Genomic DNA, 25,102 nt, shown 5'->3' on the forward strand with positions numbered 1-25,102 from the left:
GCAAAGCTACCCCACAATGCTTGGCTTCCTGTACCAAGTGGGGTGGAGCTACTCGGATGGACAATACACCTTGGTAACCCGGGCCTCAAAGTCAAAAATTATACGACACGATAGGGAGGAGCCCGGTGGAACACGATAGTAGTAAGCTAGGGTTTGTGGTACCCGTTCATCCCTAGAGCTATCCATTGGCTCGCCCATAATGGCTTTAACCTCAGCCCGGCTCATTCCCTGTCGGATGCTCTTGCTGTGCTGCTGATTTAAGTGACCTTGCCGGGCTTCCGGGCTCCAGTGTTCGTTATAAATAGTGTACAAAAACAGCAGAGGAAGAGCAAGGCAAATAGCTACCGATACCGCTTGTATAATTGCCCACACCATTTTTGCGGGCTTCAATACATAGCGCAACATTTCATTCATAATTCTATCCCACAATGCACTGCTTCTTGTACAGTCCCGGCGTGAGGCCCTCATGCTTGCGGAACAGCTTCTGAAAGTACGCGGGGTTGTTGAAGCCGGCGCGGTAGCACACATCGGCCACGGTGCTCAGTGGGTGGCGTAATAGCCGCTTGGCTTCGCTCAGGCGCTCCTGAATGATGTACTCCACGGGCGTCAGGCCGAACTCGCGCTTGAACAGGCGGAAGAACGTGGCTTTGCTCATGCAGGCCAGTTCGCTGAGCTTTTCCACGGTCAGCGGCTCGGCCAGGTTGCGCTTGATGTACTGCACCACGTGCGCGAAACGGTGGGTGGTGAGGTGCTGCTGGTAGTTGTCGAAAATGAGCCGGCGGGCCTGGGTTTGCATGAGGCGCACCAGCAGCTCCTGCAGCGTGAAACCGGCCAGCACATCCTTGGCCGCCGTGGTTTCTTGCGACACCCGAATGATGCGCTCCAGGGTGCTCGTCAGCTCGGGCGTGTTATGCAGGTGGGCGTAATCGTGGGCGTCGAGTTGCCAGGGCGTGTGCTCCTCGGTGCGCGGGTACCGCTCGTTCAGCAAATCAATGGTGCAACGGATGGTTTCGGCGGGAATGGCCACGGCCAGGCACTGCGTGGGGTTTTGCTCGGTGGCCTCCGGAAAGTCGATTTCCATGGTTTGCTGCTCGCCCACCACCACCGATTCGCCGGGCAAATACTCGAACGCGTCGCGGCCGGGCAGGTGCATCACTTTTTTGCCGCGCAGCATGGTGGTCAGCACCAACGAGCCCATGTTCAGCGCCACTTTGTGCGCCTGCTGGTGCGTCTCGAAAATGTTCAGCTCGAAGGCGTTCAGCGAGTACACCGTGCGGTTTTCCACCAGCGTGAGCAGGTCGGCGGGGCGGTGCAGGGCAACGGGAGCGGGAACGAGGGGGTGGTTCATGCAGCAGGAAGATGGGGAAACCTGGGAACAACGCAAGACGCGCAGCGGGCCACGGCGCAGCAGTAAGATACAAATGCGACGATAGGTCAGTTTGTTGCGAGGATAGTGCAGCTTTTTCGGCAGGAAAGAAGGGAGCTTGGCCAACACCAAAACCCAAACCCCTCGATCCGCATGGAAACCCTCGAAAGAACCACCACCCTCGTAGCCCGGCCCAAGTTCAAATCCCACTACGACAACTTCATCGGCGGCAAGTGGGTGGCCCCGGTGAAGGGCCAGTACTTCGACAACCCCTCGCCCATCGACGGCAAAGCGTTCTGCAAAGTAGCCCGCTCCACCAAGGAGGACATTGAGCTGGCCCTGGATGCTGCCCACGAGGCGTTTAAAACCTGGAAAACCGCTTCAGCCACCACGCGCAGCAACCTGCTGCTGAAAATTGCCGACATCATGGAGGCCAACCTGGAGCATTTGGCCGCCGTGGAAACCGTGGAAAACGGCAAAGCCATTCGGGAAACCATGGCCGCCGACCTGCCCCTGGCCATCGACCACTTCCGCTACTTCGCGGGCGTTATTCGGGCCGAAGAGGGCTCCGCCACCGAGCTCAACGAAACCACGCTGTCGTTGGTCATTCAGGAGCCGCTGGGCGTAATCGGCCAGATTATTCCCTGGAACTTCCCGCTGCTGATGGCCACCTGGAAAATTGCGCCCGCGCTGGCCGCCGGCTGCTGCGTGGTGGTGAAACCCGCCGAGCAAACGCCCGCCAGCATCATGGTGCTCATGGAGTTGATTCAGGACGTGCTGCCGCCCGGCGTGCTGAACGTGGTAAACGGTTTTGGACTGGAAGCCGGCAAGCCGCTGGCCTCGTCGCCACGGGTGCAGAAAGTGGCCTTCACGGGCGAAACCACTACCGGCCGCCTCATCCTGCAATACGCCTCCGAAAACATCATTCCGGTAACTATGGAGCTGGGCGGCAAGTCGCCGAACATCTTCTGCAAATCGGTGATGGACGCCGACGACGAGTTCCTAGATAAGTGTTTGGAAGGCGCCGCCATGTTTGCCCTCAACCAGGGCGAAATCTGCACTTGCCCGTCGCGCCTGCTCATTCACGAGGACATTTACGACGAGTTCATGCCGCGCCTGATTGAGCGCGTGAAGGCCATTAAGCTAGGCCACCCGCTCGACAAGGAAACCATGATGGGCGCGCAGGCCAGTAACGACCAGTTCGAGAAAATTCTGAGCTACCTGGAAATTGGCAAGGCCGAAGGCGCCGAAGTACTAACCGGCGGCGAAGCCCACGTCCACGACCACGAAGAGCTAACCGAGGGCTACTACATTCAGCCCACCATTTTCCGCGGCCACAACAAAATGCGGATTTTCCAGGAGGAAATCTTCGGGCCGGTGCTGTCGGTCACCACATTCAAAACCAACGAGGAGGCCATTGAAATGGCCAACGACACGCTATACGGCCTGGGCGCCGGCCTCTGGAGCCGCGACGCGCACGAGCTTTACACCATGCCCCGCGCCATTCAGGCCGGCCGCGTGTGGGTGAACTGCTACCACGATTACCCCGCCGGCGCGCCCTTTGGCGGCTACAAAGCCTCGGGTTTCGGCCGCGAAAACCACAAGATGATGCTGGCGCACTACCGCCAAACCAAGAACATGCTCATCAGCTACAGCAAGCAGAAACTGGGCTTCTTCTAGGACCGTATTAACCAGTCGTCATCCCGAGCGCAGCGAAGGAACTTACCGCGTCAGGTAATACTGACTGAGGATGTTTGCTCGAAGTAAGTGCAGCAAACTAGGTAAGGTCCTTCGCTGCGCTCGGGATGACCTTTTTCCCCAAATCCCATGTCCGAACAAACGCCTCGCGTTCTGGTAACGCCCGCCGCCGAAGCCACCATTGACGTGCTCCGCGACGAGCACGGCCCGCTCATGTTCCACCAAAGCGGCGGCTGTTGCGACGGCTCCTCGCCCATGTGCTTTCAGGCCGGCGAGTTCAAGGTAGGCGCCAGCGACGTGTGGCTCGGCCGCATTCACGGCTGCGACTTTTTCATGAGCTCCTCGCAGTTTGAGTACTGGAAACACACGCAGCTTACGGTGGATGTAACCAAAGGCCGCGGCGCCAGCTTCTCGCTGGAAATTCCGTTGGGCGTGCGGTTTCTCATTCGCTCCCGGCTGTTTACCGAGGAAGAGGAGCAACACATGGCACCCGTATTTGCCGGCGACGATTATCCGCAACCGAGCGAGGTTTAGCCAACGTTGCTACGCGGGTCGCGGGTGCTGGCCGAAGCGTTGCTGCAATTCTCATATCAGACCGTAGCAGCACACCCGCCCTGCAGAACATATAAAACGCAAGAAGCCCCGGCAACACGTTGTTGCCGGGGCTTCTTGCGTTTGGTAAAAGATTACTGCTTCACTCGTACGGGCAGGCCTTCCAGCTGCGCGTAGCCCAGCTTCCAAGCGCCTTTGGCGTTTTTCTTCCACAGCAGAATGAAGTTGCCTTCGCCTTCGCCGCGGGGCTGGCCGGGCGTAGAGGGAATAACTTCCACGTCGTAAGTGCCGGCTTCGTAGGCCATATTGGCATCGGCACCGGTGCTTACCACGCTCAGGCGCAGGTCGTCGATGGTGCCCATCGTTTCGCGAATCCAGCGGTTCGACACTTCCGACTTGCCTTGGTAGTGGGCTTCGCCTTGCAGGAAGTGCACGTCGTCGGCCAGCAGCGTATCCAGTTGCACGGCGTTGCGGCTGTTCCAGGCGCTTATAAATTGCTGGTTAAGGGTTTGCACGTTAACCGCAGGGGCTTCTTCCGTTTTGGTGCAGGAGGCAGCCACGGCGGCAGTTACGAGCAACATCCAGAGGGAGGATTTCATAAAACCAGGTCTTTTGGTAAAGGGTGAAAGAATTTCGCCGACCCCGGCGCAGGGCTGGAGTCGGCGAAACTAACGAAAGTGTGGGGTTACCAGCTCTTGCGGCGAACTTCCGAGCTAGCGTACGGGGCGTTACGGTTGCCGTACGACTCGTTGGGCAAGTAAGCAGCGTTCATGGCCATGGGTGCACCGTTGTTGGTGTACATCATGTTAGGAGCGGCAGCAAAGCCAGCGGCCATACCGGGGTACTGGGGCTGCTGAGCAACCTGTACTTGGGCCACAGCGGCTTTGTTTTCAGCAGCTTCGGCGCGGCGGGCCATGGCATTACGCTCGGCACGGGCGGCAGCGGCGGCGCGCTCGGCGCGGGCAGCACGGTTAGCAGCGGCTACACGGGCGGCTTCAGCAGCTTGCGCTTTACGCTTGTTCTGAATGTTACGGCCTACCATGTAACCCGTACCAGCACCGGCGGCGGCACCTACTGCGCCACCCACTACGCGGTTACGCTTGTGAATAATGGCACCGGCAGCTGCACCGCCTAAGCCACCAATAATAGCGCCTTTAGCCTGTGGGCTTACTTTGCCGTCCTGAGCTTGTACCTGGAGCGAGCTACCCAATACTGCGAAGATGAGCAGCATCACGGCGAACATATAAGTGACCTTTTTCATGGTGGTTTCTTGATTAGGGTTCAGAGAACCAGAGTGAAAGTTTGGTGGTGAACTTCTGAGTGGAGTTTTGCAAGCACCGTGCCAGTTCCCCGTTGGCAAGTCTCTTAACTGAGGTCTTCGGAGGAAGGTTACAGTGCCTGAAACCTGTATTGCAAGGGTAGTGCCAAAAATGAAAAACCGCCTTCAGGTTCTGTAAATGCCTTTTTACAAGTTTTCGTGCAGTTACTTGGTAAGCCAGCCATTGGCATCGAACCAGTTTTGCAGGCGCTGCATCCAGTCGTCTTTGGTAGTCTTGTTGGTCAGCCCAAAGCCGTGGCCGCCCTTGGGATAAAGGTGCATTTCGGCCGGCACGTTGCGGCGCAAGCAGGCCTCGTAAAACCGCAGACTGTTTTGCACCGGCACCGACTTATCATCCTGGGCGTGCACCAGAAACGTGGGTGGGGTTTGGGCAGAAACCTGCAGCTCGTTGGAGTACTCGCGGATTTGCTGGGCACTTGGGGATGCGCCCAGCAAATTGGTGCGCGAGCCGGCGTGCATCAGGCTATCGGAAAGGCTAATGACGGGGTAAATCAGTACCAAAAAATCGGGCCGTACGGAGGTGCGGTCAGGGGCTGCGGCCGCCGACTGATTCAAGTGCGTGCCGGCCGTGGCTGCTAGGTGGCCGCCGGCCGAAAAGCCCATAATGCCCACCCGGGCAGGATTCACGCCGTAGTCGGCGGCGCGCTGGCGCACCAGGCGCAGGGCCTGCTGGGCATCGAGCAGCGGGGCCGTGGTTTTGTCGGGCTGACTGGCGTCGTTGGGCAGGCGGTACTTCAGCACGAAAGCGGTAATGCCTATTTCGTTCAGGCGCTTGGCCACGTCGTAGCCCTCGTGGTCGATGGATAAGCGCGCATAACCCCCACCGGGGCAAATAATAACGGCCGTACCATTTGCCGTGGCGGCCGGCGCCCGAAATACGGTGAGCGTGGGCTGCACCACGTTGGAAATGCGCACGCCGCCGTTGGGCAACGTTACGCTGGTTTCCTGCACGCTGCTGGGCTTGGAATTAGGAATCGTGCCCGAGTACAGCGCAATAGTGCTCTGGGCCAATAGCGCGTGGGCAGCACTCAGGCAACAAACAAGGAAGACTAATTTGACCATGGTAATAAGTGCTAAATGGTAGTGCTAGGCAACGGCCAAGATAAGCGGACCTACCGCCGTTGCCCGCGCAACCGCCTGGGTTAACTGTGTGGCCGACTTGCGCGTATGATTGCGGAGTTGAATTGCCTTTCCCCATGCACCTTGCCTCGCCTTCCGCTTTGGTAGAGCTTGCCTACCGCCCCGAGTTACACATTGTAGTGGTACGCTGGTTGGGCGTCACATCCGAAGAAGAAATTCGGCGGGTGTACGCGTCGCTGGAGCAAGCAGCGGTGCAGCAGTGCCGATTTTGGCTGCTCGATGCCCGGCGTCGGCCTAGCTCCAGCTCGCTCACTACGCAATGGATGCTGGGAGAGTTTGCCCCAAAAATGGCCCGTCAGCTCGGTGGCCCTCTGTATTTCAGTTACCTGATTTCACCCGTGCACCTGAATGCGGCCGAAGAGTTCCGCAAAACCCAGGAAGCCGCCACGGGCCCTCATGCGCCTTATCAGCTCCACTACGCTATTCAGGAAGGAGAAGCAACCGATTGGCTATTGCAAATGCAGCGGCTGGACCGCGTTCCGACGGTAACAACGGCCGAGAAAGTCACCGCAGCAATTTCTTAAGCCCGTTGCCAACCGCGGCTCCGCCACTTCTATAACCGCTCCACCAGCACCTGCACGTTGGTGTTGCGGCCGTGGTCATCGGCACAGGAAATTTTCAGCACGCCCGCCGCGGGCCGAATGAACACGGCTTCCGTAGGTGCGGCGGCGCGTACGAACTGGTCGTTGGCGTACCAATAGACCTGGCGCACGTCGTTGGCGGCGGCGCAGCGCAGCTGCAGCTGCTGTGAGTCGCGCGCATCCAGCACATATTCGGCATTGGGCGTGGGCGAGAGGATGCGCGGGGCCTGGTCGGGGGCGTCGTCGGCGCGCACCAAGGCGCAAGCGGGGTTATGCGGCGGGCGTACCGTGTGCGGCAGGCCCTGCGCGGCCTTGAAGGCCAGCACCTCGGGCGAGAAGTTGGGGTAGAGCACGCGGCGGTAGCCCATTTCGGGCTGGCACACCCGGCAGTAACTTAACTGCCCATCGGCCGACACCAGCACTTCCTGCTGATGTTCGCAGCGGCGCGTGTCGGAAAGGCCGGGTAGAAAGTAATCCATAACCTGATCGGGGCAGTGCGGGCCGGGCACCTGCCCGCTCACGCCGCAGATTAGGCGGAAATCGAGGCCGGCGGGCGGGGCAAACCACTCGCCGCCGTCGTTGTAGCTCAGGTCGTTGAACAGGTCGAAGAGCAGAGGCGTGGCTACATCGGTGCCAGTAAGGGCCGCCGCGCCCTGCCCGCCGAAGTTGCCCAGCCACACGCCCACGGTGTAGTGTCGGTTGTAGCCGATGCTCCACGCGTCGCGGCGGCCGTAGCTGGTGCCGGTTTTCCAGGCAATGCGCGGCAGGCGCAGCGAGTTTTCGTAGCCCACCGGCAAGTCGGGCCGCACGAGCTGGGACAGGATATCGGTAATGAGGTAAGCTGCGGGCTCCGACACGAGCCTCACCCCCCCGGCCCCCCTCTCCAAAAGAGAGGGGGGAGCTGGACGGTTCGTAGCAGAAGTGGCGGCGGTGAAGCGCAGCGGCTGGTAGCGGCCGCCGTTGGCCAGGGCCGCATACAGGCCCACCAATTCTTCCAAGGAAGCGCCGCAGCCGCCCAGAATAGTGCTCAACCCCAACTGCGGTGCCTGCCGCCCCACGGTGCGAAATCCGGCCCGGCTCAGCTGGCTGGTAAACGTGCCCACGCCCAGCTGCTCGAGCACGTGAACGGCCGGAATATTGAGCGAGTAGGCCAGGGCGCGCTCCAGCGTCACCTCGCCGTTGCAGCGCTTGTCGAAGTTTTCGGGCCGGTAGCTGCCGAAGTTGGTGGGCACGTCGGGCAACACCCGCTTGGGCGTGACGAGGCCGCGGTCCACGGCCAGGGCGTAGAGAAAGGGCTTGAGCGTGCTGCCCGGGGAGCGAACCGCCCGAATGCCGTCGACCTGACCCTGGTGAAACGCATCCTGAAAATCGGCCGAGCCCACGTAGGCTTCCACGGCGCGCGTACGGTTATTAACCACTAGCACGGCCGACTGCGTGATGCCCAGTGGGGCGAGGCGGCGTACGTAGTTGCGCGTCAGGGCCTCGGCCTTGGCTTGCTTGCCGCGCACGAGGGTGGACCTCACCCCCCCGGCCCCCCTGGCTAACGCCTTCCTTCGGTTCTCCTGTAGAGAGGGGGGAGCCTGACGATTGGCTTGGTTTCTGGCCTGCACCAAGCGGCGTGAAATGTGCGGTGCCAATTGCGGCGCCGGGCGGCGCTGGGCCAACAACGGCTCTTGTAACGCATTTTCAATGTCCTTGGCGGGGAATACGCCTTGTTCGCCTAGACGGCGCAGCCACCGGTTGCGGGCGGCCAGCAAGGCTGCGTTGTGCCGGCCCGGCGTGAGGCGGCTGGGGTTGTTAGGCACGATGGTAAGCGTGACCGTTTGGGCTAGGGAGAGGTAGTGCGGCGGTTGTCCGTAGTAGAGCAGCGCTGCCGACTTTACGCCTTCCACATTGGAGCCGTAGGGCACCAGATTCAGGTACAGCTGCAGGATTTCGTCCTTGGAGTAATGCGCCTCCAACTGCAGGGCCCGCAGCATTTCCTGCAGCTTGCCGGCCACGGTACGCTCCTTGGGCTCGAGCAGCCGCGCCACCTGCATGGTGATAGTGCTGGCCCCGGTGCGCCGCTTATTGCCAAACACGTTGTTGCCGGCCGCTTTCAGCAAAGCCGCGGGGTTGATGCCGGGGTGCCAGTAAAACCACCGGTCTTCCTTCGCTACCAACGCCTGCCGCAGCGTGGGCGTAATGTCCCGCAGTGCGGCGGGCAGGCGCCACTTCTGGTCGGGCGAAAGGTAGGCGTGCAGCACCGAGCCGTCGGCGGCCAGCACCACGGGTGAGGCGGGCGGTACGGGCGGCAGCGGGAAAGCCGCGTCGAGGCCCAGCGCGGCGAGGACCACTCCGAGCAGGCTCAGCAGCCCAAGGCGCAGGCGTCGGCCGCCTGGTCCCACATTTTCCCACTGCTTTCTGACCCAATGGCGCATAACTTCTTACCGCACGCGCACCGTGCCGGCGCCGCTGTAGCTGTGGTACTCGGCGTTGTACATGGCATCGGCACTCACCGGGCCGAGCTTGAATGTGCCCTTCGACACGGCGCGGGCCAGGTAGTAGAAGGACTTGGGCTTGCTGGTGGCGGTGGTGAACAGGTTAATCCGGTCGTCGCGCACATCGAGGTAATCGGGCGTGGCAGCGTCGGTAGCCCAGGTCAGCTCGCGTACGGCGCCGATGCGCGGGTTTTCGATTTCCAGTCCGGCGGGCAGCAAATCGGTAATGGCCACATTAGGCACCTCGCCGGCCGTTTCGGCGGCCTGCAGCGTGATTTTGACCACCACCAAATCGTTCTGGCGGAACTCGGCCCGACCCATCGGCTGGCCGCTGCGGTCGAGAAACTGCCGGCGAACCTGTAGGAACTGGTCTTCCTCGCGCACCTGGCCAGTGGGCGAAATGCCTTCCAGCGTCCAGAAGTAGTAGAGCGCGCCGCTACCCTGGGTTTTCAGGCTCAGGCGGCGGTTAGCCACGTTGCTCACCGTCAGGTTTTGCGGGCCTTTGTACTGACCGAGCACGGTGCCGCCGGCTTCGGCCAGCGTGGCCGTGACGGTACTGTTGCGGTTTTGCTTGGCCACTTTGCCCAGGGCCAACAAGGCAAAGGCGCGCTCCTGGGTGCTCAGCCAGCCGCTTTGCTTCACCAGCCGCGAGAGTTGCCGGGCCATACTCGCCACTTGCGGGTTTTGCGGATCGGCCTCGATGAGCGTGTTCAGAGCCAGACCCAAGTCGCGCACCGGGGAGTAGAACGAGCCGTCGAGGGCGCGGCGGGCGGCGGTTTCGGTGAAGCCGCGGGGCAGCAGGGCCTGGAAGCCGCGCCGCTGGCCCGACAGCGCGCTGGTACTGGCCAGCACAAACTTCATGTCCTGGGCCAGCAGATTCTGGTTGGCCTGGTAGTAATTCAGGGCCACCGGGTCGGGGCGGCCGGCCAGGGCCAGCACGTAGAGCGAGTAGGGAATTTCCTTTTTGGCAATGACCTTCTGGCGCGCCACGTTGCCGGCCGTGAGGTACTGGTATTCCTCGGTTTCGCGCTTCCGAACGCGGTATTGCAGGTAGCGCAGGGTTTTGTCGAGCACACCGGCGTTTACTGCGAAACCGGCGCGCTTCGCTTCCAGCAGGAAGTGCGCAGCGTAGGCCGAGGTCCACCAGTTGTCGTAGTCGCCGCCGGGCCAGTAGCTGAGCGCACCGTTGTAGAGCTGCTGGGCCTCAATCTTACGGATGGCTTCCTGCACGTGGTAGTTGGGGTTGTAGCGCTGCTGCTTTTTCGTCTGGCCGAGCGTAGCCGCCAGATCGGGGTAATACAGCTGCGGGAAGGCGGCCGACACGGTTTGCTCCAGGCAGCCGTAGGGGTACTGCAGCAGGTAACGCAAGTCTTTGCTGAACTCGGCCATGGGCGAGCGGCTCAGCACCAGCTGGCTGCGCTGCGAGGTAGGCAGGAAATCGGTGCGCAGGTCCAGCGCCTGCGTCTGGCCGCCCGCTACCGTGCCTGAGCCGGTACGCATTTGCAGCGGCGAAGCGGGGCGTACGGGTATTTCGATGGTTTCGGTGAAGGTTTCAGCGTCAAGGATTTTTGCCGAAATCAAAACTTCACCATTGCCTATATCACTTGCTACTAGCGGAAATTTTACGGTGAGACGCTTCTCTGAATTTGGGCCAATAGTTTGGAGGCCACCGTTTACAAATTTCCCTGGAAATATCTGTCCCACTTCTCCGGTAAAAACTCCTGGAATCAAAAAGGCTAGACCTCCTTTCAAGTCGTATGATGTCCTTACTCTGATGGTTTTCCCCGTCGTATTCGTTAGCGTCACCGGCACATCAATCGTGTCGCCGGGGCTGAGGAAACGGGGCAGGGCGGTGCTGATAACCACCGGGTCGGCTACGCGCATGGTGTGGTCGTCGGAGCCGAAAGCGTCGCCCTGGTAGGCCACGGCCATCAGGCGCACGGCGCCGCTGAACTGCGGAATGCGCATGCGCACGCGCACTTTGCCGCTGGCATCGGCGCGCTGCACGCCGCTCCAGCGGGCCACCAGCTGCACCCGCCGCGAGGGCACGGGCGTAGTGCGGCGGGCCAGGTCGTAGCCGTCGCCGCCGCTACTGCTGGTGCCCAGCTCGGGCAGCAGGAAGGGGTACACGTCGTGGGCCGATACTTCGAGGGCGCGCTTCTGGTAGAAGTAGCCGAAGGGGTCGGGCGTCTGGTAGTTTTTCAGCTGCAGAATGCCCTCGTCCACCATAGCCAGCGTTACGGCGGCGCCGGGCTTGGTTTGCACCTCAATGGTCTGAAAGGTCTGCGAGCGGCTTTGCGCGGGTGCTTTGATGGTGACGGGCAGCCGAGCTTCGGGCTTTTCCACCGTGAGGGGCACGAAACCGCGGGCTACCGTGAGCGGGTTGCGCGCATCGGTGGACAGCGGCCGGATGGCGGTGGCCGTTACGTACACATTGGGCACGTGCGCGCCGGTGATGGGCACGGTCACGCGGGCCGATTTCTGGTCGGTGTCCACGTAGAAGTGGTTGAAGACGCGGTTGCGCTCCACCGTTACCAGCACGCGGCCGGGAAAGGGCGTTTTGAGCAGCAGCGTGGCCTTGTCGCCGGGGTGGTAGCTGGCTTTGTCGGTCTCAATCTGCACCTGACCCTCGTTGCTTACTTCGAAGGCGTTGCTGGGCGTGTCGCCGTAGCCATAGGCGTAGAAGCGGCTGGCCACGTAGGTGTCGGCGCCGGGCCGCGATACGCGCACCTCGTACTCGCCCGAGTAGCTGGGCTGGAAGCTGAGCGCGGCGCCGGGGGCGGCCTGCACGGTTTTGGTCAGCACCACTTCCTCGCGCCGTTGCGACTGGTAGATGTAGCGCCCGCCCTGGCGTTCCAGCACGGTTTCCCACAGAATGCGCACCACGCGTACCAGCGCGGCGGCCCGGGTCGGCTTGCCTTGAGTTGAATTTAGGGGACTCAGCGCCACCACCCGAATTTCGGTGGGCTGACGGGTGCTCACCAGCTCGGGCAGCTGCTGCACGCCGTAGAGCACCGGCTGGGTGCGCACCTCGAAGGTGGCGAGGCGGTTGACGGGGCGACCGGTTTCGTCGAACACCGTGGCGAAGGCCGTGCCTTCCATCGTGCCCAGGTCGCGGTAGTCAGGCACCTGGTACTCGGCGGTGGCGCGGCCCTGGGCGTCGGTCACGGTTTCGCGCACGGCCTTCGCGAAGCGGCTGTTCAGGCTCGATTCCTGCTCTTCGCTGTTCACGTAGCGGCGCTGGGTGCCGCCGCTTTCCAGGCTGAAGCTGTAGTCGGGGTAGTCCTTCGGAGCGAAGGTTTTCTGCTTGAGCGAGAATTCCACCTCCACCTTGCGGTCGGTGGCGGGCGGGCCGAACAGGTTCTGGGCCCGCACGGCGGCGCGCACGGTCTGGCCGGGCTTCACGGTGGCGGGCGCGGCCGTTACGGTCACTTTCAGGCGGTCGGGCACGAACTCCTCCACGCTGATTTTGCGCGAGGTCAGCAGCACGTCGTTGCCGGTCAGCACCTCCAGGGTGTAGAGGCCGGTCATTACCGAGGCGGGCAAAATGAACTGCGCCTCAAACGAGCCGTCCGGCTTGCTCAGGGTGCGGCGGTAGCTGGCGTATTCCTTGCCCGAGGGCAGCAGCAGGCGAATTTTCATGGGCACCGCGCCGGGCACGCGCCAGTCGTCGGTGCGCACCACGGTGTTGGTGCGAATGGTGTCGCCGGGGCGGTACAGGTCTCGGTCGCCGTACAGAAAAGCCTGGAAGCGGGCCGCGTTGCTTTGCAGACCGCCCACATCGTAGCGCGAGGTTTCTACCCGGCTGCGCGGCAGCGACAGGAAGGTAAAATCGGGCCCGCTCTGCACCAGCACCGTTTCCAGCTGAAAGCGCCGCGCCAGGGCCGTGTCGGCGGCCGTGCCCATCTGGGCCACGCCGCGGCCGTTGGTAGCGCCCGTGAACATGGTCTGGTTGTTCGTGCTGATGAAGCGCACCGTGGCTCCGCCCACCGGCTTGGCCGTGCGCAAGGAATTCACAAACACCAGCGCGCCCGTCGGCCCCTGCTTCACCACCACGCCCAAATCCGACACCGTCACCAGCTTCGACACCTGCAGCCAGCTGCGCTCGGTGTCCTGCACGCGCACCACGTACAGGCCTTTCAGCTGGTTGCTGAATTCCAGGTCCTTGAGCGACAAATGCAGCAGCCGCAACGAGCCCTGCTTGGGCAGCGCGGCGGTGGAGTAGGTGCGCTCGGTGAGCAGGTTCCCGTAATCGGCCGTGTTGAAGTAGCGGTAGCTGCGGTCCACGTACTCGCCGCCTTCCTCTTCTCCGCCGCCGTCTTCCTCGTAGTCGTAGCCGTACTGCTCGCCCGCACGCAGCAGCTCCCGGATGTTGTTGGCGTACACCTTGTAGATGCTCACCTTCACGCGGTTCACCTCGTTGAGGCGCAAACCCAGGTTGCGAAATCCGCCCGCTCCCAGGTACATGGCTTTTTCGCCGTGGGCAAAGCTGATGCTGGGCCGCTCGTCGCTGAACGACACCTGCTGGCTCACCGCCTGATTAAGCCGGCCGCCCAACTCACCGGTAGCCCCGGCCTGAATGCTCACGGTATAGCTTTTACCCAGCTCGAAGCCTCCGCGCAGCAGCAAGCCGCTTTCGGTGGCCTCCACGGTGTAGCCCACGGCCGGCTGCACCGCAATCAGCGGCTGAATGGCGGCCACGCTCACCGGCTGGCTGGTCAAGATGCTCACGGCCGGGTCGCCTTCGATCTGGGTGCCGCTCAGCTCGCGCACTTGCAATTCCTGCGGGTCGGGCACCGTGACCGAGCCCGTGAGACGGCGCCGGCTAGTGGTGTCGGTTTGGGCCGGGGCGCCCACCGGCGTAAGGCCCGGCGCTACTTCCAGCTGAATGGCGCTGCCGGCCGGCACGGCCTGGGTAGGCCGCACGCCCACCACCTTGTCGGCCTGCGCCGACACTACCTCAAAGGGAATCTGCTGGCCGTTGGCCGTCAGGCGCAGGTGCTGGCCTAGCTCGGCGGGACGCACGGCATAATTGAAGGCCACGTTCAGGCGCACGGCCGGGCCGCTGTTGCCGGCGGTCCAGAACACCTGCGGGGTGGTCATGTCGAGGTAGGGCGTGTGAAAGCGGCTACGTTTGAGCTCGGGCAGCTTGCCCTGCAACTCTTTGGGCAGGGCCTGCGGCTGCCACTCGGCCTTGAAGGAGGTGCTGGGTGCAAACGGCTGGCTAGGCGAAAACACCAGCTCCCGGTCCGAAGTCCACATAAACCGCCCGCGCACCGCCGGCTCGAAGCGCACCAGCTGCGTGGTGTCCCAGCGGCTGAGCTGGGCTGCGGCGGCCACCGGCTCGTCGAAGCTAAACACCAGGTTTTCGTAGGGGTCGATTTCGTCGCCGTCGGCGCTGGCGGTATCGGCACCGGGCTTGGAGCAGGCGCACAGCAAAGCCAGCAGCACCAGCAGCGGCAGGCGGAGCAGTAGGGGGGATGTCATACAGAAATAGGAGGGGTGGGTTGCGGCGGCGGGAAGGTATAGAAAAACGGGAATGGATGAATGATAGTATGAGAACGGGAGGGCCGTGCTCAGCAGGTTGGCGAAGTGTGCTGAGTCATGGGCATAAAAAAGCCGGGGCAACTGCTAGCATCAGTTGCCCCGGCTATTGCAAACTTACCGCGCCTTATTTAGGCATGTTGCTCTGCTGTAATCGGGTCTATGACGGTATGCACGCGGTTCACGGCGTTGGCGGGGAAACCGCCTCTTTGCGCATGCTCGCGGATCATTTCCTCGTTTGGGGCGTTGTAAACGCAGTAAATTTTATCGTTGGTCACGTAGCTGTTGACCCACTGAATTTGCGGGCCCATGTCATTAAGCACTCCGCAGGAAGTCTGCGAAATGCCTTGTAGGTCCTGAGCACTCAACGCGCCGGCACCGGGAATTTCCCGTTCAATTATGTACTTCGGCATGGCAGTTAGGTTTGGGTGTTACGGATGTGGCAGCGGGCAACCAAGGCAGGGGCCGATGCCATGGTTAATGTACAAATAAGTATTCGGTAAAACAGATATTGTAATTGATTTAGCCCATTCAAATCCTCGGCCCGGTCAGATCGTGTCTGGTTGCCGGTATTGCTGCCGAAGCACGGCGGGGCCTTCTGTCCATGGCCTGTGGCTTCCTCGTACCTTGCCGCCATGCTTTCCCACCAACACGAGGTTTTTCTGGAAGTAGCGCGGCGCCTCAGTTTCACCAAAGCTGGGCAGAGCTTGTTCATCAGTCAATCGGCAGTTAGCAAGCAGGTAAAGGCGCTAGAGGAGCACTACAAAACCGGCCTTTTTGAGCGGCTGGGCAACTCCGTGGCCCTTACGCCGGCCGGGCGGCTGCTGTATCAGAAGCTGCTGCAAGCCGAACAGCTGCAAACCGAGCTGCAGCAGGAAATGGCGCGCCTGAGCACCAACTTTTCGCCCCAGATTCGCATGACCATGGGGGCCAGCACCACCATTTCGCTGTACGTGCTGCCGCCGGTGCTGTCGGCGTACCTAGGCCACAATCCGCACATTCAACTCACGCTCAAAAACCGCAACAGCGAGAACATCCTGAAAGCCCTGCTCGACCACGAAATCGACCTGGGCGTGATTGAGGGCATCCACCGCGTGAGCAACGTAACCTACACGCCCCTGCTCACCGACGACGTGGTGGCCGTGTGCGCCGCCGAAAATCCGCTGCACCGTACCGAGCTGGAAGTCAAAAACCTTTACGACGTGCCCTTGGCGTTGCGCGAAGCCGGTTCTGGAACTCTCGCGGTGCTGGAGCAGGCCCTGCAGGCCCAGCACATTCGCCTCGGCGACCTGCAGGTGAAAGTGCGCCTCGGCGGTACCGAGGCCCTGAAGAACTTCGTGCGCGTGGACCCCGGCGTGCTGGCGTTTTTGCCCCGCCAGGCGGTGGTGAAGGAGTTAGCCTCGGGAGAGTTGGTGGAGGTGGTTATCCAAGGCTTGCAGCTCACTCGTCACTTCGAGTTTATTCAGCGCCGGGGCACCGAAAACCAAGAGCCGTTCCGGGATTTTATTCAGTTCACCAAGCGTCACTATTCCGCCAAGGAATAGGGTATGCCGAAATACCATTTGTTTAAGGCATAACCCAAGCCCTACTTGCCTGCGTTTTCCCCTCGCACCTTCCCTGGCAAGTCTATGGTTATCGACGTCGCAACCTCAAGTCGCATTCGTGAGCTGGAATGTTCCCGCTGCGGAGCGCCGCATTCGGTCTTTTCCCTGCAAACCGTTTCGGCGTGCTGCGCTGTCCCGTTGCTGGCCCGCTACATGCTGGACCAGTCGCTGAGCAAAGACGTGCTGCACGGAAGGCCGGCCACCATGTGGCGTTATCAGGAGCAGTTGCCGCTGCTCGACAACGACCACATGGTGAGCCTGGGCGAGGGCATGACGCCTTTGCTTACGCTTAACCGCTTGGCAGCCCGCCACGGTCTGGCTACCGTCACGCTCAAAGACGAAGGCCAGAACCCCACCGGCTCGTTTAAAGCCCGCGGGCTGAGCATGGCCATTTCCAAGGCCAAAGAGCTGGGCGTGGAAGGCTGCATTATTCCCACCGCCGGCAACGCCGGCGTGGCCATGGCCGCGTACTGCGCCAAAGCCGGCATGGCCGCCACCGTGGTAATGCCGCGCCACACGCCCCAGGCCTTTAAGGAAGAATGCTACTGGTACGGCGCCGACGTGCACCTCATTGATGGACTGATTAACGACTGCGCCGCTCACGTGCGCCAGCTGAATGCCAATGGCCAGTGGCTCGACGTGTCGACGCTGAAAGAGCCGTACCGCATCGAGGGCAAAAAAACCATGGGCTACGAAATTGCCGAGCAGATGAATTGGCAGCTGCCCGACGTAATTCTGTACCCCGCCGGCGGCGGCACCGGCCTCATCGGCATCTGGAAAGCCTTCCGCGAAATGCAGGAAATGGGCTGGCTGGCACCCGACGTGAAGCTGCCGCGCATGGTGGCCGTGCAGGCCGCCAACTGCTGTCCGCTCATAGAAACCCTGGCCGGCCGACAGCCCAATAGCCAGAATTACAACGGCCGCCCCACCATTGCTAACGGCTTGGCCGTGCCGCGCCCCTTGGGCGAGGCCCTCATGCTAAAGGTGCTGGAAGAATCGAATGGTACTGCCGTTAGCATTACCGACGATGAAATGGTGGAAGGCATGCGCGAGCTAAGCCGCCTGGAAGGACTGTTCGTAGCTCCCGAAGGCGGTGCCATCTGGATGGCTGCTCGCCAACTGCTGAAAACCGGCTGGCTGCGCGAAAACGAGCACATGCTGCTGCTCAACACTGGCTCGGGCCAGAAGTACATGGCCAACGTGGAAGGCCGGTATTAATTCAGCCACTAGAATGGCCAAACGCGGCGGCTTCCTTAGTGGAGGCCGCCGCGTTTTTTTGTGCTGCGTATGGGGATAAGCCGCACGTTAGTTGATGCAAATTCTTAACGCCATGCTCTCCATACGTTCGGGGCTAATGCTGTTCGTGGTAGCGGCCGCGCTGGGGCTGCTGGGGTGGTGCGTTGCTAAACGCAGCGGCCGTTTGCCGTATACACCTTCCGCCGCTTCTCCTGCTCCTCAATCCCTGTCCACTATGCCCGCCAACCAGAAGCGCCTCTATGCCGACGTTGAATACCTGACCTCGCTGCAGCCGGCGCGCACCTACCGCAACCTTGGTTCCCTAAACCGCGCCGCCGATTACATCAAAACCGAATTCGAAAAGCTCGATTGCCAGGTAGAAGAGCAGACCTTCACCGCTGACGGCCGTCAATACCGCAACATCATTGCCTCGTTCGGGCCGCCCGACGCCGAGCGCATTGTGGTGGGCGCCCACTACGACGTGTGCGGCGAGCAGCCCGGCGCCGACGATAACGCCTCCGCCGTGGCCGGTATGCTGGAAACGGCCCGCCTGCTACACGAGCAACGGCCGCCGCTCCGTTACCGCATCGATTTAGTGGGCTACCCCAACGAGGAGCCGCCCTACTTCGCTGGCGAGTACATGGGCAGCGCTGTGCACGCCAAATCCCTGCACGAGGCCGGTGTGAAAGTGCGCGCCATGCTCTGCTACGAAATGATCGGGTATTTCAGTGACGCGCCCAACTCCCAGAACTTCCCCGACGAGCGGCTGGCCAAACTCTACCCGAACACCGGCAACTTCATCATCGTGGTAGGCCGCGACGGGCAAGAGGCCTTCACCCAGCAAGTGCAGCAGCTCATGCAGCAGAATTCCAGCATTGATGTGCAGCGCATTAACCTGCCCGCCAACGCGCCGCTCGCTGGCCTTTCCGACCACCGTAACTACTGGCGCTACGGCTACAACGCCGTCATGATCGATGATACCTCGTTCCTGCGCAACCCCAACTACCACGAAACCTCCGACACCATCGAGACGCTGGATTTTCCGCGTATGACCGAGGTGGTAAAGGGTGCCTTCGCGGCCGTGGTAGCACTGGCTTCTGAATAGGCATCAAACCAAACCCGCCCCGCCGCCTCGAACCATTGGTTTCGAAGCCGCGGGGCAGTTTTGAATGAAGAAAGCGGCCGACTTACGACTGTAGCGCAAAGCCCCAGATGTAGGCTAAGGTGCCGAACAGAAATATCATGATGAATGTGTGGTGCCAACCGCTGCCCAACGCCATGAGTGCAACCGCCAGCAAGCCCACTACCGCCAGCGCCACGCCAAACCACATGGAACGCCGCCGCAAGTGCGGAACTACTTGCCGGTAGGTTCCGGCTACCGGGAACAATAAGCCCAACAGCACCATGCCCATCATTTCCAGCGGCTCATAGGCCCACGCCCACGCATGCACCGAAAGCGCCGTAACGCCGCTTATTACTAAGGCCGTGAAGATGTTGGAGTGCTGGGTGTCTTCAGCGCTTAAGGCCAGGCGGCCGTCGCGGCTAAAGCGCAGCAGCGTGTTGAATAGCGGCTCGGCAAACCAACTCATGCCCACGAAGGCCAGGTACAGCGGCAGCAGCGCCGGCACCAGGCGGGCCAGTACAAACATGCCGATAAACAGTGCCGTGCGCGTGCCGTTGCTCAGGGTTTGGGTCCAGGTCATGAACCGGAAGAAGCCGTTATAAAGCCAGAAACGTGCTTTAAGCGACGCCACCAACCCTTCGCGGGCGTACTCCGATGTGGGGTTCAGGCGTAGGGCCTCGCGGAAGTGTTGCGCGGCTTCCTTGGCGCGGCCCCGTTCCAGGGCTACCCAGCCCAAATCGGCGTGGGTACCGGTGTCGGTGGGACCGTAGCGCAAGGCTTCGGCAAAATCGGCGGAGGCTTCATCGCGGCGACCGAGGCGGGCGAGGCAGCGGGCCCGCAAACCCAGGCAATCCACGTGGGTAGGGTCGGAGGCCAGCCCGGTTTCGGCGGCTTGCAGGGCGGCGCGCAGGTGGTTCTGCTGGAAGCGCAACTGCCCTAGCAAGTGGTGGTAGTTGGCGTCTTCGGGGTCGATGCTCAGGGCTTCTTCAATGGCTGCCATGGCTTGCTGCGGCCGGTGCTGCTGCACGTGAGCCAGGCTCAGCAGGTAGAAGCCAAAATCGTATGCCGGCTCCAAGGCCACGGCCATTTGAGCCGCCTCTTGGGCTTCTACCGGACGTTTCAGCTCCAGCAGACTCATGGCCAGCAGGCCGTGGGTATAGGCGTCCTCGGGGTCGTGTTGAAGCAGGCGGCGCGCTTCCTGCTCAGCTAAATCGGGACGCTTTTGCTGGAGCAGGAGGGAAACGCGGTCGGTAGTAGCAGCAGACATAAGCAGTGGAAAGATAAGGGTATGATCAAAAGTGAAGAGTTATTCGGGCCAATCTCCCATGGTGAAAACCAGAAGGTACAGGCAAAGCAGATAGCCATAAACGGTTTCCCAAATCGATGACTGGTTGACGGCAGCGCAGTACATGGCATACAAACCCAGGGCGGCAAATGCAATAGCCACCCACCGCGACGCTCGGTGGTAGCTGCCGGCTGGCAGCAGGCGGGAGCCGCCCACGGGAACGGTCAATCCGAAAAGCATCAGAGGCAGCGCGGTAAAGCCATTGGTAGGCAGCAATGCTGCTCCCGTCAGGACTATAACCACAACCGTGACGCCCAAGAGCACATTGCTGAAAACGGTTTCGGTGGGCGTCAGCAGAAGCCGGGCCTTCGGGTCCAGGCGCAGTAGCGTCAGCATCCACAGGCGCATCAACGGGAACAGCAAGGCTACACCTATCAAAATGGCGCTTGCAGTGCCTACACTCTCCAGGGCATCCTGAGCGGCAAAGCGGTAAACCAACCAGCCCGTTAGAGCCCACAGGCTCAGGTAAATCAGCCGGCTCACAATGCCCCACAGCACAGGCTGGTTAACCATTCGAATTAGACCCGGCGTAATTAGCCGGCTTAGCCAAGCGGCTGCTCGGTAAAGCCAAAAACGTCCTAAATGAGCTTTACGCAAGCCCCGGAAGGACATGGAACAGGTTGGGTTGAGGCGCAAAGCCTCCTGCAAGTGGTGCCGGGCCTGGCGGAAGTTGCCGGATTCAAGATAAGTGTAACCCAGGTTGGTATGAGTAAGCTCACTGTTGGGGGCAGCACGCAGGGCCGCTCGTTGTATATCGGCGAAGCCCTCAGCGGACTGATTCACCCAGCTCGAAGCTCGCAGGCGTAGGTTAAGACAATCCGGATGGGTTGGATCCAAACTTAATCCTGCTTCAGCAGATGCCAGGGCCAAATGCCACCGGGCCTCACCAAAATACGTCCAGCCCAGGGCGGCGTGGTAAGCCGGCTCGAAGGGGATAAGCGCCAGCGCCGACCGCAGCGCTTGCCGCGCCAACTTGGACTGCTGCTGCGCCAGTAAACTCATGCCCAGGCAATAGTGGGCCTGAGCCTGAAGCGGGTCCAGGGCCAAAGCAACTTCTGCCGAGGTCTTAGCCTCGGCGGGTAAGTGCTGCTGCAGCAACGCCAGTGCCAGCAGCGTATGCGTCCAGGCGTCGTTGGGGGCCTCGCGCAGCAGGCGGCGCGCTTCCTGCTCGGCCAGATCGGGGCGCTTTTGCTGCAGCAGGAGGGAAACGCGGTCGGTAGTAGCAGCGGCCATAAACAAAATGAGGCACTTAAATTAATGTGCTAACCCGGTATTGCCAGGCAGCTCAAGGGCGTAGTTGTTGCCGTTCCTCGTTGAGCCCGTAGAAAAGCGGCGTGAGTCCGGCTACCAGCCCGGGGCCCAGCCAGCTGAGCGACCAACCGAAGTGCGAGCATACCCAAACAGCCGCACCAACGAGACTCAGCAAAACGGCAGAAAAGGCTAATCCGAGGGCCCAGCTCCGGCGTCGCTGCCGGGCGGCCACGGCATCGAGCTGGCGCAAGCGGCGCACCGTTGGGCTCAAGCGCCAGCGCAAGTAATCGACACCAATCCAAAGCAATATCAACGGCGAAAGCATGCCTACCAGAATGACTTCAAGCAGCAAAAGGCCGAACCACCATACCTGACCGCGCTGAACCCGGGTGTTGATTTGGTTGTAATGGGCGTCGTAAGCGCGGTACAAGCGCAGGCCGAGGTAGCGGTTCTGGTACGCCCGCGAAAGTTGCTGACGGGCTACCTGGTCCGTTGGATTCAGGCGCACGGCTTCCACCAAGTGCCGCTCGGCTTCGGTAGGCTCGTGAAAATGCAAGGCAGCGTGACCTACCGCCAACTGCGCCTCGGCATTGTTGGGCTCTATTTGCAGCCACTGCTGAGCGGCTTCTTTGGCTTCGGCAAACCGATTTAAGCGCCTCAGGCAGGCCACGCACCAGCGCAAGGCTTCACCGTTTAGCGGGTCAATAGCCAGAGCAGCCCGCGCATCGGCCAGGCCAGCCGCGTATTGCTTTAGCTCGTAGTGAATCAAAGCCCGCAGGCTGAGGGCGTGCGCAGCCATCGGCGTGAGCCGCAACGACTCGTTGATGCTCGTAACGGCTGCTTGCGCTTGGCCTTGCGCCAGCAGTATAACGGCTTGTATATAGTGCCCGTAACCGTAATGAGGCGCCAAAGCCAAGCTGGTGCGGACCGCCTCAGAAGCCGGAGCGTATTGCTGCTGGCGGTGAAGCGCCAGTGCTAGCAGAGCATACAAACGGGCATCTTGGGGGAGCTGCTGCAAAACCTGCCGGACGGCTTGCTCGGCAACGTCGGGCCTGTTCGTTTGAAACAGGGCTTGCAGGCGCGAGAGGTCGGGCTCAGCGGGCATGGAAGAAAAGAATAACTCAAACCGAATATGGGCTTGCTTGCCGGGCGGACATGGCTAAGGATATGGCTTCAGCAGCGGCACTATGCTCAGTGGCTGGCCTCTTGGCGCTGCTTCTTCTGAAGCGTATTGAATGCAAGTGTTAAATTAATCAGAGGGACCAATCCGTTCATGCGCACCCACAACAAGGCTGAATACCCATTGCCGTTCCGGTAGGCTAACCAAGCGGCCGCCGCTACGCCTGCGGCAGGAATTACCCAAAGAGCTGTAGGCCACCAGCGTGCTTGCATGCGCCTATGCGAGCTAAGAAGAACCATCAAAACCGCACCCAGCTGAACCAGAACGTGAACGGCAAAGCTGGCTTCGCTTTGCAGTGCCGGCCGCGATAATACTTCGCCCGACATGGCTACCGTAATTAACCACGCCAGCCAACCCCACCACGTAGCAGCGTTAATGAGGGGCGGTGACGCTGGGATTGGTAGCGGTAGAGGCCGTTCTTCCAGCACGGATGGCAGGTAGTCCAGCGCCAATCGTTGGTTAGGATCGAAGCGCAACGCCTCCAGGAAATGGTACCGGGCCGCCTCAGGCTCGTTGCGGTGGAACAGCATAATGCCCCGATTGGCGTGCACACCCGCGTTGGTTGGTGCCAGCCGCAGCAGGGTTTCGAATGCGCGGTCGGCTGCCTCGGGGCGGTGCAGGGCTTCGCTGGTCATGGCGCGCCACAGCAGGCAGTCGGAGTGGTGTGGGTTGATGGCCAGGCCCGCGTTGGCGGCTTCCAGGGCTGGGCGTAGGCGTTTCTGAAAGTACAAGTTTACGCTGCGCCGGCCGTGGTAATCGGGCTCGTAGGGGTTCAGGCGCAACGCAGTTGCCAGCGGCGCTTCGGCTGCCTTATACCGATTCTGATATTGCAGCGCTACGGCCAGCAAATAATAAGCGGCGGGCTCTTCCGGATCAATCGCTGCCGCCGCCGAGGCGGCTTCGGCTGCCTCAACTAACTGGCTTTGCGCGAGCAGCGCCTGGGCCAGCGTGATGTACGCCGTTACATCGTGCGCATCGAGGGTAAGCTGCCGAGCGGCCAGCTGCGCGGCATCGGCGGGCCGGTGCAAACGCAGCAACAGCTTGGCGCGCTCCTGCCATAGGGTGGTGCCTTCATCGGTTGTCATGCGGGCGGTGGCGTCAGGGCTTTCGAATGCCCATGTAAGTTAAGATATCATCGTACGTGCCGCCTTCGTTGGAGTATAGGGCGTAGTTTTTAGCAGTGGCAAACCATTCCTTGGTACTGGGGCGCACCTGCTTGGCAGCCGCCGTGAGGTCGGATTGCTGCACCGGCAACGGGCGGCCGGCGCGCATAGACTCGCGCAGGCGGGTTTCCACGGCGGTGTCCACCACGGCCTTCAAGTCGGCACCCGAAAAGCCGGCGGTTTGCGCGGCCACGGCGGCCGTGTTCAGGTTGTCTTGCACGGGCTTGCCCTGCAGCATTACCTCCAGAATGGCGGCGCGGGCGGGCTCGTCGGGCGGGGTTACTAGCACAATGCGGTCGAAGCGGCCGGGGCGGCGGAAGGCGGGGTCGAGGTGCCAGGGCGCGTTAGTGGCGGCCAGAATCAGCACGCCGTCGTTAGAGCTGCGGGCGCCGTCCAGCTCTTCCAGAAACTGGTTGATGAGGGTGCGGCCGGCGCTCTGGCGCAAGTCGTGGCGGTTGGCGGCCAGGGCGTCCACTTCGTCGAAAAACAGCACGCACGGTGCCTGCAGGCGGGCTAATTCGAACAGCTCGTGCAGCTTCTTTTCGCTTTGGCCCAGGAACATGTCCAAAATGTCGCTGATGCCCACGTGAATAAACGAGGCCTGCACCTCGCCGGCGGTGGCGCGGGCCAGGTGGGTTTTGCCGCAGCCAGGCGGGCCGTACAGCAGCAAGCCGCCGCCGGCCGCCTTGCCGTAGGCCTTGTAAAGGTCGGCGTACTGCAGCGGGTGAATGATTTTCAGCCGGATTTCCTCTTTCACGGCCTCCATACCGCCCACCTCGGCGAAGGTAATTTTGGGCTTTTCGAGGCCTGCGAACAAGGTCCGCTCGTCGAGGCCAGCTGGGGTAACGCCTGCGCCGCTGCCGGGCACAGGGGCGCCGCCCCCGGCGGGAATGGCGGCGGTGTGCAAGCCAAGTTGGGCATCAAGCTCCGGGTCGCGCAGGGAGTTGTCTAGCACCAAGGCCTGCTGGTAGGCGTGGCGAGCTTCTTCGGAGTTGCCGCCAGCGCGGGCCAGCAGCCGGGCGTACAGCAGCTGCGCCGGGGCCAGCTCGGCGTGGTTACTCAGCAACTCCTCCACCACCACCAGCGCCGCCGACGATTTGCCGAGCGCCGCGTACGTTTCGGCCAACCCCAGCTGCAGCTCGGTATCCTGCGGCGCCTGCCGCATACCGGCGCGGTAGTGCTCCTCGGCTTCGGTTAGCCGGCCAGCCTGGCGAAGCTGAGTGGCCACGTGGCGGCGCAAGGGAAGGTTGTCGGGCGAAAAGGCCAAGGCATCGAGCAGAGGCTGTAAATCGGGCTGACTGGAAAACGTAGACATCACAGAATAAGTGAGCAAGGCAGCAGCAGAAGTGAGGCCTTGATGAGTAAAACCTAAAATTCGAGTTTATCCGCCCACCAACCTAATAGGCAGGCGGGACAACTTATCTGCTTCAAGATTTGATATGGGTTAAAAATTTAGGGGATTTATTCTTTAACAAGGTAAAAAATGAGTGAATAGGATAT

The 25,102-nt window shown here is 61.5% G+C and carries 19 protein-coding genes; 6 read left to right on the forward strand and 13 right to left on the reverse strand.

What is annotated here, in order from left to right:
• Positions 1 to 48: 48 nt before the first annotated feature.
• Entirely contained in the window at positions 49 to 528 is a 480-nt protein-coding gene (gene bamE / locus ABD903_RS23250) for an outer membrane protein assembly factor BamE domain-containing protein (protein ID WP_425555380.1), read from the reverse strand.
• Positions 419 to 1,348, reverse strand: a complete 930-nt coding sequence (locus ABD903_RS01015; RefSeq protein WP_345220554.1) for an AraC family transcriptional regulator — start codon at positions 1,346 to 1,348, stop codon at positions 419 to 421. The genes bamE and ABD903_RS01015 overlap by 110 nt, the downstream gene beginning before the upstream one ends.
• Positions 1,349 to 1,519: 171 nt before the next feature.
• On the opposite strand from ABD903_RS01015, the gene ABD903_RS01020 reads away from it, so the two are divergent.
• Positions 1,520 to 3,046 (forward strand): aldehyde dehydrogenase family protein, encoded by a 1,527-nt coding sequence (locus tag ABD903_RS01020; protein WP_345220556.1) that lies wholly within the window; start codon positions 1,520 to 1,522, stop codon positions 3,044 to 3,046.
• 147 nt (positions 3,047 to 3,193) lie between these two features.
• Positions 3,194 to 3,598 (forward strand): DUF779 domain-containing protein, encoded by a 405-nt coding sequence (locus tag ABD903_RS01025; RefSeq protein ID WP_345220557.1) that lies wholly within the window; start codon positions 3,194 to 3,196, stop codon positions 3,596 to 3,598.
• 152 nt (positions 3,599 to 3,750) lie between these two features.
• Here the strand turns inward: ABD903_RS01025 and ABD903_RS01030 are convergent, their stop codons facing one another.
• From ABD903_RS01030 to ABD903_RS01040, 3 genes are all read right to left on the reverse strand, one after another.
• Positions 3,751 to 4,215 carry a YybH family protein gene (locus tag ABD903_RS01030; protein WP_345220559.1) on the reverse strand — a complete coding sequence of 155 codons (465 nt, stop codon included), beginning with the start codon at positions 4,213 to 4,215 and terminating at the stop codon, positions 3,751 to 3,753.
• A gap of 86 nt (positions 4,216 to 4,301) precedes the next feature.
• Positions 4,302 to 4,877 carry a YMGG-like glycine zipper-containing protein gene (locus tag ABD903_RS01035; RefSeq protein WP_345220561.1) on the reverse strand — a complete coding sequence of 192 codons (576 nt, stop codon included), beginning with the start codon at positions 4,875 to 4,877 and terminating at the stop codon, positions 4,302 to 4,304.
• Between the two features lie 222 nt (positions 4,878 to 5,099).
• Positions 5,100 to 6,017, reverse strand: a complete 918-nt coding sequence (locus ABD903_RS01040; protein WP_345220563.1) for an alpha/beta hydrolase — start codon at positions 6,015 to 6,017, stop codon at positions 5,100 to 5,102.
• Between the two features lie 134 nt (positions 6,018 to 6,151).
• Between ABD903_RS01040 and ABD903_RS01045 the strand changes: the two genes are divergently transcribed.
• On the forward strand, positions 6,152 to 6,619 hold the full coding sequence (locus tag ABD903_RS01045) for a hypothetical protein (protein WP_345220565.1): 468 nt from the start codon (positions 6,152 to 6,154) through the stop codon (positions 6,617 to 6,619).
• A 29-nt stretch (positions 6,620 to 6,648) separates the two neighbouring features.
• Here the strand turns inward: ABD903_RS01045 and pbpC are convergent, their stop codons facing one another.
• The 3 genes from pbpC to ABD903_RS01060 form a co-directional block, all read right to left on the reverse strand.
• Positions 6,649 to 9,096, reverse strand: a complete 2,448-nt coding sequence (pbpC, locus tag ABD903_RS01050; RefSeq protein ID WP_345220567.1) for a penicillin-binding protein 1C — start codon at positions 9,094 to 9,096, stop codon at positions 6,649 to 6,651.
• A gap of 6 nt (positions 9,097 to 9,102) precedes the next feature.
• Positions 9,103 to 14,643 carry an alpha-2-macroglobulin gene (locus tag ABD903_RS01055; RefSeq protein WP_345220569.1) on the reverse strand — a complete coding sequence of 1,847 codons (5,541 nt, stop codon included), beginning with the start codon at positions 14,641 to 14,643 and terminating at the stop codon, positions 9,103 to 9,105.
• 188 nt (positions 14,644 to 14,831) lie between these two features.
• Entirely contained in the window at positions 14,832 to 15,113 is a 282-nt protein-coding gene (locus ABD903_RS01060) for a DUF4242 domain-containing protein (RefSeq protein WP_345220571.1), read from the reverse strand.
• Between the two features lie 222 nt (positions 15,114 to 15,335).
• Between ABD903_RS01060 and ABD903_RS01065 the strand changes: the two genes are divergently transcribed.
• The 3 genes from ABD903_RS01065 to ABD903_RS01075 all read left to right on the forward strand — a co-directional run bounded on the left by ABD903_RS01065 (position 15,336) and on the right by ABD903_RS01075 (position 18,645).
• Positions 15,336 to 16,244, forward strand: coding sequence for a LysR family transcriptional regulator (locus tag ABD903_RS01065; RefSeq protein WP_345220572.1), 909 nt, complete (start codon positions 15,336 to 15,338; stop codon positions 16,242 to 16,244).
• A gap of 84 nt (positions 16,245 to 16,328) precedes the next feature.
• Entirely contained in the window at positions 16,329 to 17,522 is a 1,194-nt protein-coding gene (locus ABD903_RS01070; RefSeq protein ID WP_345220574.1) for a threonine synthase, read from the forward strand.
• A 253-nt stretch (positions 17,523 to 17,775) separates the two neighbouring features.
• Positions 17,776 to 18,645 carry a M28 family peptidase gene (locus ABD903_RS01075; RefSeq protein WP_345220576.1) on the forward strand — a complete coding sequence of 290 codons (870 nt, stop codon included), beginning with the start codon at positions 17,776 to 17,778 and terminating at the stop codon, positions 18,643 to 18,645.
• Positions 18,646 to 18,727: 82 nt separating this feature from the next.
• Here ABD903_RS01075 and ABD903_RS01080 read toward each other — a convergent pair whose 3' ends face one another.
• The 5 genes from ABD903_RS01080 to ABD903_RS01100 form a co-directional block, all read right to left on the reverse strand.
• Positions 18,728 to 19,930, reverse strand: a complete 1,203-nt coding sequence (locus ABD903_RS01080; protein ID WP_345220578.1) for a tetratricopeptide repeat protein — start codon at positions 19,928 to 19,930, stop codon at positions 18,728 to 18,730.
• 39 nt (positions 19,931 to 19,969) lie between these two features.
• Positions 19,970 to 21,241 (reverse strand): tetratricopeptide repeat protein, encoded by a 1,272-nt coding sequence (locus ABD903_RS01085; RefSeq protein ID WP_345220580.1) that lies wholly within the window; start codon positions 21,239 to 21,241, stop codon positions 19,970 to 19,972.
• 52 nt (positions 21,242 to 21,293) lie between these two features.
• Positions 21,294 to 22,364 (reverse strand): tetratricopeptide repeat protein, encoded by a 1,071-nt coding sequence (locus ABD903_RS01090; protein WP_345220582.1) that lies wholly within the window; start codon positions 22,362 to 22,364, stop codon positions 21,294 to 21,296.
• 86 nt (positions 22,365 to 22,450) lie between these two features.
• Complete coding sequence (locus tag ABD903_RS01095; RefSeq protein ID WP_345220584.1) at positions 22,451 to 23,524, reverse strand: tetratricopeptide repeat protein; 1,074 nt, start codon at positions 23,522 to 23,524, stop codon at positions 22,451 to 22,453.
• A 13-nt stretch (positions 23,525 to 23,537) separates the two neighbouring features.
• Positions 23,538 to 24,917, reverse strand: a complete 1,380-nt coding sequence (locus ABD903_RS01100; RefSeq protein ID WP_345220586.1) for an ATP-binding protein — start codon at positions 24,915 to 24,917, stop codon at positions 23,538 to 23,540.
• Between the last annotated feature and the right edge of the window lie 185 nt (positions 24,918 to 25,102).

Origin of the sequence: Hymenobacter koreensis (assembly GCF_039541855.1) — a bacterium.
Classification (GTDB): domain Bacteria; phylum Bacteroidota; class Bacteroidia; order Cytophagales; family Hymenobacteraceae; genus Solirubrum; species Solirubrum koreensis.